Raw genomic sequence first — 226 nt, forward strand, 5'->3', positions numbered from 1 at the left:
CCGCCGGCCCGCCGCCCCGGCCGCGGTGCCCGCCACCGGTGCCGCGCCGCTGACCCCCATCCAGCGCTGGCTGTTCGACAGCGCGGCCGAACGCGCGGGCCGTTTCGCCCAGACCCTGTCGTTCCGGGTCCCGGACGACCTGGACGCGACGGCGCTGGAGGACGCCCTCAACGACCTCGTCGCGCACCACGACGCACTGCGCTCACGCTTCTCCACCGGACCGGAC

General features: G+C 76.5%; 1 protein-coding gene. It reads left to right on the top strand.

All coding sequences use genetic code 11. The features are described from left to right. Nucleotides 1-226 (top strand): condensation domain-containing protein (locus HO151_RS05850; RefSeq protein WP_173895032.1); only part of this gene is annotated, 226 nt, incomplete at both ends.

It is taken from the genome of Streptomyces sp. 8P21H-1 (assembly GCF_013302945.1).